This is a genomic window from Halomonas campaniensis, assembly GCF_014193375.1.
In the GTDB taxonomy this organism is placed as follows: domain Bacteria; phylum Pseudomonadota; class Gammaproteobacteria; order Pseudomonadales; family Halomonadaceae; genus Halomonas; species Halomonas campaniensis.
Genome location: NZ_JACHZF010000019.1, coordinates 67,644 through 80,220, shown reverse-complemented (window position 1 = coordinate 80,220; position 12,577 = coordinate 67,644). Strand labels below are relative to the sequence as shown.

Annotated in this window: 11 protein-coding genes and 1 riboswitch; of the genes, 2 read left to right on the top strand and 9 right to left on the bottom strand. The window is 71.2% G+C overall.

The genetic code is table 11. From position 1 onward, the window contains the following. Positions 1-92: 92 nt before the first annotated feature. Both BDK63_RS13495 and BDK63_RS13490 read right to left on the bottom strand, forming a co-directional pair. Positions 93-1,070: an NADPH:quinone reductase gene (locus tag BDK63_RS13495; RefSeq protein ID WP_183332826.1), complete on the bottom strand. Its 978-nt coding sequence runs from the start codon at positions 1,068-1,070 to the stop codon at positions 93-95. Between the two features lie 76 nt (positions 1,071-1,146). Beyond that, a complete protein-coding gene (locus BDK63_RS13490) occupies positions 1,147-1,710 on the bottom strand; it encodes a hypothetical protein (RefSeq protein WP_183332824.1) in 564 nt (187 codons plus the stop codon). A gap of 166 nt (positions 1,711-1,876) precedes the next feature. Between BDK63_RS13490 and BDK63_RS13485 the strand changes: the two genes are divergently transcribed. Further along, entirely contained in the window at positions 1,877-2,635 is a 759-nt protein-coding gene (locus BDK63_RS13485) for a glycerophosphodiester phosphodiesterase family protein (RefSeq protein WP_183332822.1), read from the top strand. Between the two features lie 82 nt (positions 2,636-2,717). Here BDK63_RS13485 and BDK63_RS13480 read toward each other — a convergent pair whose 3' ends face one another. The 5 genes from BDK63_RS13480 to BDK63_RS13460 all read right to left on the bottom strand — a co-directional run bounded on the left by BDK63_RS13480 (position 2,718) and on the right by BDK63_RS13460 (position 9,096). Next, positions 2,718-4,133, bottom strand: a complete 1,416-nt coding sequence (locus tag BDK63_RS13480; RefSeq protein WP_183332820.1) for a xanthine/uracil/vitamin C permease — start codon at positions 4,131-4,133, stop codon at positions 2,718-2,720. A gap of 336 nt (positions 4,134-4,469) precedes the next feature. Continuing rightward, positions 4,470-5,240, bottom strand: coding sequence for an ABC transporter ATP-binding protein (locus BDK63_RS13475; protein WP_183332818.1), 771 nt, complete (start codon positions 5,238-5,240; stop codon positions 4,470-4,472). A gap of 77 nt (positions 5,241-5,317) precedes the next feature. After that, the gene (locus BDK63_RS13470) at positions 5,318-6,271 is read right to left on the bottom strand and encodes a FecCD family ABC transporter permease (RefSeq protein WP_183332838.1); all 954 of its coding nucleotides are present in this window, start codon (positions 6,269-6,271) and stop codon (positions 5,318-5,320) included. 37 nt (positions 6,272-6,308) lie between these two features. Then, positions 6,309-7,172: a cobalamin-binding protein gene (locus BDK63_RS13465; RefSeq protein WP_221202621.1), complete on the bottom strand. Its 864-nt coding sequence runs from the start codon at positions 7,170-7,172 to the stop codon at positions 6,309-6,311. A 46-nt stretch (positions 7,173-7,218) separates the two neighbouring features. Further along, positions 7,219-9,096 carry a TonB-dependent receptor domain-containing protein gene (locus tag BDK63_RS13460; RefSeq protein ID WP_183332814.1) on the bottom strand — a complete coding sequence of 626 codons (1,878 nt, stop codon included), beginning with the start codon at positions 9,094-9,096 and terminating at the stop codon, positions 7,219-7,221. A 132-nt stretch (positions 9,097-9,228) separates the two neighbouring features. After that, a riboswitch (cobalamin riboswitch) is annotated at positions 9,229-9,450 on the bottom strand. A gap of 128 nt (positions 9,451-9,578) precedes the next feature. On the opposite strand from BDK63_RS13460, the gene BDK63_RS13455 reads away from it, so the two are divergent. Further along, complete coding sequence (locus BDK63_RS13455) at positions 9,579-10,667, top strand: PA0069 family radical SAM protein (protein WP_183332812.1); 1,089 nt, start codon at positions 9,579-9,581, stop codon at positions 10,665-10,667. A gap of 44 nt (positions 10,668-10,711) precedes the next feature. On the opposite strand, the gene BDK63_RS13450 is transcribed toward BDK63_RS13455, so the two are convergent. Both BDK63_RS13450 and BDK63_RS13445 read right to left on the bottom strand, forming a co-directional pair. Then, complete coding sequence (locus BDK63_RS13450; RefSeq protein WP_221202620.1) at positions 10,712-11,710, bottom strand: zinc-dependent alcohol dehydrogenase family protein; 999 nt, start codon at positions 11,708-11,710, stop codon at positions 10,712-10,714. Between the two features lie 62 nt (positions 11,711-11,772). Further along, complete coding sequence (locus BDK63_RS13445; protein WP_246386124.1) at positions 11,773-12,573, bottom strand: DUF2797 domain-containing protein; 801 nt, start codon at positions 12,571-12,573, stop codon at positions 11,773-11,775. Positions 12,574-12,577: the final 4 nt, after the last annotated feature.

Sequence of the window (12,577 nt, the reverse complement as noted above, 5' to 3'; positions counted from 1 at the left end):
CAAAAAGCAGCCAATCTCCACCCCCAGAGCCCTTTTATCCCCACCGAGCATGGCATCTGGGGACTTCTGACTGACCCGGTGCAACATCCGGGCTAGGGCAGCAGGATGGTGGAGCCGGTGGTCTGGCGGCCCTGCAGGGCGTCCTGGGCCTTGCCCGCCTCTGCCAGGGGGTAGCGATGCGAGACATCGACCTTCAGCTTGCCGCTCTGGAGCATCTCGAAGAGCTCGTCGGCCATCATCTGCAGCCGCTCGGGGGTATCGGCGTACCCGTTGAGGCTCGGCCGGGTGACGAACAGCGAGCCCTTCTGGTTGAGGATGCCAATGTTGACCCCCTCGACGGCGCCGGAGGCGTTGCCGAAGCTGACCATCAGCGAGCGCGGCTTGAGACAGTCCAGGGAGGTCTCCCAGGTGTCCTTGCCCACCGAGTCGTAGACCACGTCGCACATGGCGCCGTCGGTCAGCTCGCGCACCCGCTCGACCACGTCCTCCCGGGTGTAGTCGATGGTCGCCCAGGCGCCGTTGCTCTCGGCCAGCGCGGCCTTCTCGGGCGAGCTGACGGTGCCGATCAGCTTCACCCCCAGGGCCCGGGCCCACTGGCAGGCGATCGAGCCGACGCCGCCGGCGGCGGCGTGCCAGAGGATGGTCTCGCCGCCCTGGAGCCGGTGGGTCTGGCGCATCAGGTACTGCACGGTCAGCCCCTTGAGCATGCTGGCCGCGGCGGTCTCGAAGTCGATGCCCTCGGGCAGCACCACCAGCTTCTCGGCGGGCAGGGTGTGCTGCTCGGCATAGGCGCCCAGCGGCCCCTGGGCGTAGGCGACGCGGTCGCCGGGCTTGAGGCGGGTCACGCCCTCGCCCACGGCGTCGACCACGCCGGCCGCCTCGGTACCGAGTCCGGAGGGCAGCGACGGCGCCGGATAGAGGCCGGTGCGGAAGTAGATGTCGATGAAGTTGAGGCCGATCGCCCGGTTGGCGACCCGCACCTCGCCCGGGCCGGGCGCGACGGGGGTGACGTCGACGAACTCGAGCACCTCGGAGCCGCCGGTGCGGGCAAACTGGATACGCTTGGCCATGGGGAAAGTCCTTGTTCTGCTGGAGGGATGTCGGTCGGGAGTCGAGGAGTCATCCAAACGCCGATCGCCGTCGCGGTCAAGTGGCGGGCAGGGCCTCGAGCCCCTCGACGAAGGCGTGCTTCTCCGCCTCGAAGAAGGCGCGCTCCTGCTTGAAACGCCGCAGCACGGCCTGCTCATCGAACGTCAGGGGGGCCGACAGCCTGCCCGAGAGCGCCGCGGGGTGCTGGAAGGAGAGCCCCACCCGCCGGCCGTGGCCATCCTCGACCCAGCGCGAGAGCCCGCATTCGTGCAGGAAGGCCTCGTCCATCGCCGGGGTCGGCTCGATGGCCAGGGGCGCATTCAGGGCCAGGTCGCGGATCAGCCGCCGCAGGGGCTCGCGGTTCGCCTCGAGGGTGGCGGCGAGCGTCACGGCCATCCCCTCCCCGCTCTCATCCAGCACCAGCAACGCCAGGGCCAGCGGGCGCCCCCGATCATCCACCAGCGCCCAGAGCCGTGCTCCCTCGGCCGGGAACAGCAGGTGGCGCGTCCCGCTGAAGGCCAGCAGTGGCGTCAGCCCCGCCTGGGTCCCATGGATCGCCGCACACAGGCGTGCCAGGCAGGCATCGCGCCAGGCTCCCGGTTCGAGACTCACCACCTTCATCGCTGCTCCTCGCTGTCGTGACGGAATCGCGCGAAGCCTAGCACACTCCGGCCGGGATCAGGACGCTGGGCGCGGCGCTTCCCGGTCGCTATGCTGTCGCCCATTCGCTGTCATGAAGGGCGCCGATACTGGAATCCCTTCCTCTTTCCGGAGCCGAGTCCATCGCATGCCCCATCCCGCCATCGCCCTGCCCCGCCTGATCGCCCACCGCGGCCTCTCGGCCCATGCCCCGGAGAACACCCTGGCGGCGGTACGTGCCACTCCTGAGGCCGGCTGTGCCTGGGTCGAACTCGACGTGCAGCTGCTGGGGGACGGCACCCCGGTGATCTGGCACGACGCCACGGTCAAGCGCTGCTCCGACGGACGCGCCAGGCTCGCCGACCTGGACCTGCCCGCCGCTCGCCGGCTGGACGTGGGCAGCTGGTTTGCCGACCGCTTCCGCGGCGAGCGCATGGCGACCCTGCGCGAGATGCTGGGCCTGATCGAGGCGCTCGGCCTCGGCCTCAACCTCGAGCTCAAGGTCAACCGTGGCCGCAGCGCCGCCGCGCTGGTCGAGGGGGTGCTGCCCACCCTCCTCGATGCCCTGCCGGCCGAGCGGGTGATCGTCTCCTCCTTCAACGCCGACGCCCTGGCCCGCGCCCGGGAGCTGGCCCCGGCGGACCGGCTGGCACTGGGCGTGCTGTTCGAGGGGATCACCCGTGACTGGCGAGAGCGCTGCGAGGCCGTGGCGGCCTTCAGCGTGCACGCCGACTGGAAGCGGCTCAGCCGGCGCGGCGCACTGGCGGTCCACGAGGCGGGCTATCCCCTGCTCTGCTACACGGCCAACGACCCCGCCGCCTTCGCCCACCAGTGGGCCTGGGGAGTGGCCAGCGTCATCAGCGACGACCCGGCGCGCTTCGCCGGCCACCTGCCCCCGGCTGGCTGACACCGGGCGGCAGAACCGGCCGTCCTCAACGACAGCGGGCCGCCCCCGGGGGCGGCCCGCCGTGGTATCGGCAAGCGGAGGATCAGCGCGTGGCCGGCTCCGGCTCGCGGCCGTCGTCCTGCTCCACCACCATGTCGTCCTCGACGTGGATTGGCTCCTCGGCCTCGGCGTCACGCGCGCTGCGGGCGCGGTGCTCGATCAGGAAGTAGAGGATCAGGCCGATGCCCAGGCCCCAGGCGGCACCGTGGGTGGCCAGCACCACGCCCATGATGCCCGCCACGCCCATGGCGGTGGCATTCTTGATCTGCTCCACCGCCACCGCGATGCACAGGTAGCCGGTGATCAGCAGGGTGATCGAGAGCGCGATGGGCAGCACCGGCCGGAAGGCGGTGACCAGCGGCAGCATGAAGAGCGCGAAGAAGCCGACGATCCAAAACACCGCGGTGCCGGAATAGATGCTCTCCATCGCCTTGCGGCCGTAGCGATAGCGCTCGGTGACCGTGGCCATGGCGCCGGTGAAGAGCGGACCGGCCAGGCCCGGATAGGGCGCCAGCAGGGAGTGCATCAGGTTGCGCAGGCCGGTGATCAGGTGCACCCGGTCGACGTCCACCTCGATCTTCTCGTCGGGACGCAGGTGGTCCACCCGCTTGATCAGGGTCTGGCCGACGATGATGTCACCGAAGGCGATGATGTAGGCGATGATCGCGGTGGGAATCGCCGCCACCATCAGCTCCAGGCCCGGCGCGCCGATGGAGAACGGCAGGTAGGCCCAGATGCCGGCGAAGTCGGGAATCGCGATGCCCCACTCCACCGTCGGCAGCGGGTACTCGCCCACCCCCCAGCCGATGGCCATGGTGACCAGCATGCCCGGCACCATGCCGTAGGCGACGATGTTGCGGGCCCAGCGGTACTTCTCGGCGAGGTCGCGGAAGGAGAGCGAGAAGAGCACGTAGAGGGTGATCAGGCCGCCGATGCCCAGCGAGATGGGCGTGTTGTAGAGGCGCCCCCCCACGCTGATCTCGCCGCTGATGGCGGCGATGCCGGCGCCCAGCAGGATGCCGGCCTTGATCGAGTCGGGCACGTTGTTGACCAGCCGGGTCCCCAGGCGGGTCACCGCCATGAACAGGAAGATCGCCGTGACCATCAGCTGCAGGGCGATCATCGCCTTGAGCGCCTCGGGGCCCGGCTCATAGTCGCCGATGAACAGCAGCACCACGGGGATCGCCGGGGTGATCCAGCCGGCGATGAAGGGAATGCCGAGCAGCGGGGGCAGGATGAAGCCGATGCCGCAGACCACCACGAAGGCCAGCGCCACCTCGTAGGGCACGCCCAGGTACTGCTCCAGCAGCGGGATCATGCCCAGGGAGATGACGAACATCACCAGCGCCTGGATGGTCTCCGGGATGGCCCAGGGGAAGTGGATGAAGGGCAGGCGGAGCTTGAAGGGTCCCACCGGCCAGTAGGGTTGTTCCTGGCCATAGTCACGTTTCAGTAGCACGTCGATAACCTCAGCGGTTCTGGTGGTTCATGGGCAGTCCTGTCGCTGTTGTTGTTGTTGGCTGAGGGGGTTGTACTCGGGCCGGGCCGAGGGGGACATTCGACCTTGTAACGAGCAAGCCCGTCCGCGGGGAGATGCGCATGTCGACAATCCAGCCGGTTTTCCGGGAACAGGTGCCGAAACGCCGGGATCGGGCCGGTAACGGCCGTAAAAGCTGTCGACACTATGACGACGATATCGGACGTTTACGTGAACGTAAACTTTGGTCCAACGACCCCGTGGGGAGCGCCAGGGCCCCTGACGACGAAGCGGCCTCAACGGGGCCAGCGGTGCGAGCTACCCCGCCGGGACGAAGACCGGGGCACCCTCCACCCAGGCGGTGGCCAGGCGCTGCCCGTAGAGTCGCTCCAGGGCAGCCGGCACCAGCATGGCGTCACGCGGGCCCCAGCACGCCTCGCCATCGGGATAGAGCAGCAGCAGGTGGTCGCACCAGCGTGCCGCCAGGTTGAGGTCGTGCAGGCACATCATCACCGCGCTCCCCGCCCTGGCCTGCTCGGCCAGCAGCGCCATCACCGCCGTCTGGTGGCGCAGGTCGAGGTGGTTGGTGGGTTCGTCGGCGAGCCACACGCCCGGCGCCTGGGCCAGCACCGTGGCGATGGCGACTCGCTGGCGCTCGCCGCCGGAGAGCGTGCCGACCAGGCGGTCGGCCAGGTGGCCCACGCCGAGTCTGGCCAGCGCCGCCTCGGCCAACCGGAGGTCCTCCCCCCCTTCCATCTGCCAGGGCGACAGCCAGGGGTGGCGGCCGATCAGGGCCGTCTCGCGCACCGTGGCCGGGAAGCCGTCGTGGTTCTCCTGGAAGACCAGCCCCAGGCGACGCGCCACGTCCCGTCGTCGCCACGCGGTCAGCGACCGCCCATCGAGCCGGATCTCCCCCGAGCGCGGCGCCCGCAGCCCCGCCAGGGTGTGCAGCAACGTCGTCTTGCCGGCGCCGTTGGGGCCCAGCACGCCCCACACCTGTCCCGGCGCCACGGCCAGGGTGAGCGCGGCACCCCCGGACCGCCCCGGCACGTCGATCACCAGCTCGCGGCTTTCCAGGCAGCCCCTCATCGGCTCCGCCCGCGCCGGGGGTGCCACGGCAGGCGGTACCTCTCGAGCGAGCCTGTTCCCCTGTGTCGAACGCCCCATCAGCGACTCCGGTAGAGCAGGTAGAGGAAGGTGGGTACCCCGAGCAGTGCCGTGATCACCCCCACCGGCAGCTGTTCAGGGGCGATCACCGTTCGCGCCAGGGTATCGGCCAGCACCAGCAGCGTGCCACCGGCCAGGGCGCAGGCGGGCAGGATCAGGCGCTGGTCGTTGCCCAGCGACAGGCGCAGCATGTGCGGCACCACCAGGCCCACGAAGCCGATGCTGCCGGCGCTGGTCACCGCCATGGCGGTCAGCGCGCTCGCCATCAGGTAGATCGCCCACTCCAGGGGGCGCACGGCCACGCCCAGGGCCGCGGCCTGCAGCGGCCCGCGGGCCAGCACATTGAGGCTGCGCCCCAGCGGCAGCGCCACCAGGCTGGCCACCAGCAGCAGCGCCAGCGGGGCCCCGGGCGCTCCGGCATGAGCCAGGTCTCCCATCAGCCAGTAGAGCATGCCGGGCAGCCGCTCCACCGGGCTCACCGACAGCAGCAGGGTGATCACCGCGCCCCAGCCGGCGGCCACCACCACCCCGGTGAGCAGCAGCCGCGACGGCGTCCAGCTGCCGGTGCCGTGGGCCAGGCCGAATACCACCAGCGTGGAGGCAAGGGCACCGGCGAAGGCGGAGCCGGTGACCAGCGCCCCGCCCACCCCTGCCAGCATGGCCACCAGCGCCCCCACCGCGGCGCCCCCGGAGAGCCCCAGCACATAGGGGTCGGCCAGCGGATTGCGCAGCAGCACCTGCATCAGCGCGCCGGCCATGGCGAGCAGGCCGCCCACCGCGAAGGCCGACAGTGCGCGAGGCAGGCGCAGCTCCAGCACCAGGGTCCGCGACAGGGCATCACCCTCCCCGCGCAGCACCGCCCACAGGGCCTCCGGGGTGATGCCGACGCTGCCCACGGCCACCGCCAGCCCCAGGGCCAGCAGGGAGGTCAGCGACAGCAGGCCCAGCGGCATGGCCCAGCCACGGGCGGCCCGTGGCACGCACCGCGAATCAGCGCCGGCCACGGGCCACCTCCAGCGCCTCGCACAGCAGGCCCGCTCCCTCCAGCAGCCGCGGCGTCGGCCGCTGGATCAGCGAGGGCGGCACGAAGAAGAGGTTGTCGGCGGCCACCGCGGTGAGCTCGGGATAGCGGGACCAGTGGGCGAGCCAGTCGCGGTTCGCCTCGCCCATGCCGCCGGCCAGGATCACCTCGGGATCGGCGGCCAGCACCGCCTCCTCGGCGATCCGCGGCGCCAGCCGATCGAGATCACCGAAGGCATTGACGCCGCCGCACAGGCGGACGACCTCACCGATCCAGTGCGCATCGTTGACGGTCATCAGCGGCGAATCCCACACCTGGTAGAAGACCGACACCGGCTCGGCCTCGGCATGGCGCTCGGCGAGCTCGGCCATCCCCTCGCGGAATGCCAGGGCCGCGCGTCGCCCCTGCCGTTCGCTGCCGGCCAGGCTCGCCAGGCGCTCGATGGCACCGGCCACCCCCGCGATGTCTCGCGGCTCCAGCTGGAACACCGGCAGGCCGAGGCGCTCCAGGCGCTCGAGCTGCTCCACGGGGTTGCCGGTGATCCAGCCGACCACCAGGTCGGGGTCGAGGGCCAGCAGCGCCTCGAGGTCCAGCCGCGCGTGGTTGCCCACCGAGGGAATCTCGCCGGCCTCGGGGGGATAGTCGCTATGGGCGACCACCGCCACCACCCGGTCGCCGGCGCCGGCGGCAAAGAGCAGCTCGGTGGCCCCCGGCGAGAGCGCGGCGATACGCTCGGCCGGCTGCTCGAGGCACACCTCGCGGCCGCGGTCATCGATGGCGCACCGCGAATCGGCGCGCGCCTCGCCCGGCAGCGGCAGGGCCAGGCCGAGCAAGACGCAGAACGCGGTAGCGGGGCCGAGGGCCCCGCTGATCCGGCCGCTACTGGCCAAAGTGAACACTCACGAAGGCCGCACGGCCGGCGTTGAGGTAGTCGAACGGCATCGCCTCGAAGGTGACGGGGTCGAACTCGGCCCCCTGGGCCGTGACGACCTCCTTGTCCAGGACGTTCTCCAGGGTGGCACGCAGCGACCACATCGGGGCGAACCGCCAGCCGGCCCGCAGGTTGACGATGCCATAGCCGGGCAGGCGCGCCTGGTTGGCCGCATCGTTGTAGCGGTGGTTCTGGGCGATCCAGGAGCCGCCCAGCGACCAGTCGCCCAGTTCGCGGTCGACGTCCAGGCGCAGCCCCTGGGTCGCGCGCCGCGCCAGGCGCTTGCCGGCGTTGTCGCCGCTGCGGCTCTCGGGGTCCATCCAGGTCAGCGCGGCGGCGAGGGTCCAGTCATCGATCTCGGCTCCCAGGGCCAGCTCGGCGCCCCGAATGCGGGCCTCGTTGACGTTGACGGGACGGAAGGTCTCGTCCAGGGCGATCAGGTCATCCACCTCCGTCTGATAGGCGGCCAGGTCCCAGAACCAGCGGTCGTGCTGCCCGCGAATGCCGAGTTCCAGCGTGCCCGAGGTCTCCGCGGCCAGGTCGGGGTTGCTCGAGCCGACAAAGGGGAAATAGAGCTCGTTGAAGGTGGGTGCGCGAAAGGCGGTGCCATAGCTGGCCCGGGCGACATGGTGCTCGTCCAGGGCGTAGCCCAGGGCCAGGCTGCCGGTCAGCTCCTCGCCGAATGCCTGGTTATCGTCATGGCGCAGGCTGAGCTGGGTCGTCAGCGGCTGGAAGTCCAGCAGGCCCTGGGCGAACACGGCCCGGTTGTAGCGGCGGTCCTCGTCGAAGGGCAGCCCCGAGGTCTCGCTGTCGCCAAGGTCATCCTCGGCGTACTCGGCACCGGCCACCAGCTCGTGTCGCCCCAGCGCCAGGGTATTCTGCCAGCGGGCGGTGCGGGTGCGCGTCTCGAAGCGTGAGGCATAGCTCGGCGCCAGGGTGTCGCGCTCGTCCCGCGCCTCGCTCAGGGTGAGGCGGCTGCGCCAGCGGTCGGTGACGGGAAGCTCGCCATAGACACCCGCCACCTGCTGGACGAAGTCGTCGACCGCCGGTCCGGAGGCATCGAACTCGGCGCGGCCCCGCGAACGCAGCGCCAAGAGCCCCACCTCGGCATCGCCCGCGAAGGTGTGGGAGAGCCTGGCCAGGCCGGAGGTGCTGTCATGGCCCTTGTCGTCGCCGTCACGGCGCACCGCGGTCCCGTCGGTGTCGAAGCGGCTGCCGGCGACGTAGTAGCGGGTCCCGCCGCTGCCGCCGGCCAGGCTGGCGCTGTGGCGTTGGGTGTCGAAGGAGCCGCCGCCCACGGAAACCCGCGGCCGGGGGGCGCCCGCCTCCCCCTCGGGGGTAAACAGCTGGATCACCCCGCCCACCGCATCGGCGCCGTAGAGGCTGCCGCGGGGGCCGCGGACGATCTCGGCGCGCTCGAACAGTCGCGGGTCGAGAAACTCCCAGGAGGCTGCCCCGGTGGTGGCGGAACGCAGGCGGATGCCGTCGATCAGCAGCACGTTGGCATTGCTGCCGGCCCCGCGCAGGAAGAGGCTGCTCTGCTTGCCGAAGCTTCCCTGGGTCGTGATATCCACCCCCGGCTGGCCGCGCAGCAGGTCGGTCATGCTGGTGGGGTCCTGGCGGCGCAGGACCGCCTCGTCCAGGACGGTGACCGAGGCCAGGCTCTCGTCGGCGGTGCGAGGCACCAGGGCGGCGGTGACCACCATGGGATTGAGGCTTACCGTCTCGGCGGCGCTGTCGGGCGGGGTGTCGGCGGCCTGGATGGCCAGCGGCAGTGCGGCCAGGCCGAAGGCGGCCAGGCCACGGGAGGTGCGAGTCATGTTCATGTCTGTCCCTTGCTCGCCGTGCTCACCCGCACGGCGTCCTGCTTCTTCTGGTGGGCCGGCGCGGGGGAACAGGGGAAGGGGAGCGGCGCGAACGGTGCGGTCGATGCCCTGCCATGGATTCGCCCTCCGCGATACGGCATGAACTCTCGGGCCGGTCTCCGGGCTGACGAGCGGAAGCAGGGCTTCACGGAAGGCCGCCTTCCCGTGCCTGGGCACAGTGGCATGAGGGCCGTTCTTGACTCGATCACCGTTGCGGGGGCAGCGTCGGACTCGTCGCTCGGGGGACCGAGGATTGCACCGACTTCCCGTTTCACTGGCGGCCATGCCGCCAGCACCTGAGAGTGCGCGTAAGCTAGCAACCCCACGGGAAAGCGTCAACGCGCCCCGGGCCCGGGATTGACCGAGTGCCGCCAGCCGACGGTGGGCTGACAGACTGTCGCCGGGCCCCTATACTGTTCATAAATACAGTCAAGGTGACCTCGATGGCCCATCCCCCGCCTCGCCATGGGACAGCCCGCAAGGGCCGTGGCGCCACCCTCGATCCCCCCAACCGCTTCGCCCCCACCCTCAGCGTGGCGGAAGACGACGGCTGGTGGCAGGACGAGGCGCCGGCGAGCGTCGCCACCGAGGTGCGCGAGGAGCGCACGCGCAGCGCGCTGGCCTGGAACACCTCGCCGGACCTGCCCTTCGATCGTTCCATCAACCCCTATCGCGGCTGCGAGCACGGCTGCATCTACTGCTATGCCCGTCCCAGCCACGCCTACTGGGATCTCTCCCCCGGGCTCGACTTCGAGACCCGGCTGATCGCCCGCACCGGCCTGGTGGAGCGCCTGAGGGAGGAGCTGTGCCGGCCGGGCTATGCCTGCCGACCCATCAACCTCGCCGGCAATACCGACATCTACCAGCCCATCGAGGCCAGCCTGGGGACCACCCGCGCGGTGCTGGAACTGCTGCTGGCGTGTCGCCACCCGGTGACGCTGGTGACCAAGGGGGCCCTGATCCTGCGCGACCTGGAGCTGCTCACGGCGCTGGCCGAGCGGCGCCTGGTGCGGGTGATGGTGAGCCTGACCAGCCTCGATGCCGACCTCAAGCGCACCCTGGAGCCCCGCACCGCCTCGCCCGCCGCACGGCTGCGGGTGATCCGGGCCCTGAGCGCTGCGGGGGTGCCGGTCGGCACCCTGGTCTCGCCGGTGATTCCCGGGCTGACCGACCATGAACTGGAGTGCCTGCTGGCGGCGGCCGCGGATGCCGGCGCGTCCACCGCCGGCTGGATGCTGCTTCGCCTGCCCCACGAGGTCGCCCCGCTGTTCGAAGCCTGGCTTGCGACCCACACCCCCGAGCGGGCCGGCAAGGTGATGAGCCTGATCCGGCAGTGTCGCAGCGGCAAGGACTACGACCCGCGCTTCGGCCACCGCATGCGCGGCGAGGGCGTCTTCGCCGACCTGCTGGAGCAGCGCTTCCGTGGGGCCTGCCGGCGGCTGGGGCTCAATACCCCGGCGGCCGAGGCGGCCATGCGCCTGGACACCACCGCCTTCCGCCCGCCCCATGCCCAGGGCGACCTGTTCGCCTGACCCGCCGCGCCGATCGGCGGCCCGGCCGGGGGGCAACATGGGCCTCAGGGAATCAGCACCGCCGCACCGGAGAGTCGTCCCTCGCGCAGGTCATCGAGGGCGCGATTGGCCTCTGCCAGTGGATAGGCGCGGGTCTCGGTGCGGATCGGCACCTCGGCGGCCAGGGCCAGGAACTCCTCGCCGTCGCGGCGGGTGAGGTTGGCCACCGACTTCACCGAGCGCTCCTCCCACAGCAGCCGGTAGGGAAAGCTCGGGATATCGGACATGTGGATCCCGCCGGATACCACCACCCCGCCGGGACGCACGTGGGCGAGGGCAGTGGGGATCAGTTCACCCACCGGGGCGAACAGCAGGGCGGCGTCCAACACCGCGGGAGGCGCCTCGTCGCTGCCGCCGGCCCAGCTGGCGCCGAGGCGGCGGGCGAAGGCCTGGGCCGCCTCGTCGCCAGGGCGGGTGAAGGCGTAGACCCGCTGGCCGCGGGCCAGGGCCAGCTGGATGAGGATATGGGCGGCGGCACCGAAGCCGTAGATGCCCAGGCGATGGGGCGCCTCGGCGCCGGCCAGGCGCCAGGTACGATAGCCGATCAGCCCGGCGCAGAGCAGCGGCGCGGCACCCTGGGCGTCGTCGTCATGGACGGGGAAGCAGTAGCGGGCGTCGGCCGCGACGTACTCGGCGTAGCCGCCGTCGCGGGTATAGCCGGTGAAGGCGGCGCGCTCGCAGAGGTTCTCCTCACCGCGCCGGCAGGGCTCGCACTCGCCGCAGGTCCAGCCCAGCCAGGGCACGCCGACCCGCTGGCCGGGCGCCAGCCCGGTCACGCCCTCCCCCAGCGCGGTCACCTCGCCGATGATCTCGTGGCCGGGCACCAGCGGCAGACGCGGGTCGGGCAGCTCGCCGTCCACCACGTGCAGGTCGGTACGGCAGACGCCACAGGCCAGCACGCGCAGCTGGACCTCTCCGCGGCCGGGCCGCGGACGCGGGATCTCCTCCAGCACCAGGGGCTGGCCCGGCGCATGCAGACGCATGGCGCGCATGGTCTCGGTCATGGTGGCTCTCCTGTGGACGATCGCGGGCGGCTGCCCCGGATGCCGACAGGATAGCCGAAGGCTCAGGCGGCGACCTTGACCTCGTACCCGGTGTACTTGCGCAGGTTGATCACCCCGCTGTCGAGGATCAGGTACTGGCCCTTCAGGCCGAGCAGGGTACCGCCGATCTCCGGGGTCTTGTCGAGGTTGTGGGAGACTACCTTGGTGGGGTACTCGAGCACCGGGTAGTCGAGGGTCACCGGCGGCGCATCGAGCAGGCGGATGGCGTCGTGGCCGAAGCGCTCGCGCAGGTTGGCCAGGCCACTCTCCAGGCGCGCCAGCAGGCGGTCGCGCTCGGCGGGCAGGTCCATCTCGACGGTGTCGCCCTTGAGCATGGCCCGCCAGTTGGTGCGGTCGGACACCTGCTCCTTGAACAGCATCTCGACGAAGCCGGACTGCTGGCGGGTGTCCACCTCGAAGACCGGCAGGGCCTGGACGGCGCCCTGGTCGAGCCAGCGCGTCGGCACCTGGCTGCCACGGGTGATGCCCACCTTCAGGCCCGAGGCGTTGGCCAGGTAGACCACGTGGGGCTGGAAACAGTGGCGCTCGGCCCACTCCGGCTCGCGGCAGGTGCCTTCGTAGAAGTGGCAGGTCTCGGGCTTCATGATGCAGGTATCGCACTGGGCCAGCTTCTTGAAGCAGGGGTAGCAGTAGCCCTGGGCGAAGCTCTTCTTCGTCGCCCGACCGCAGTGGGTGCAGGCGATGGCGCCGGTCCAGGTGAGCGTGAGCGACCGACCGAGGCGCTCGTTGAGCACCAGGTGCTGCTCCCCGGCACGCAGGGTGTAGCGGGCGGGCTCGCCGCCCTGGCCCGGGGCGATGGCCATCTTG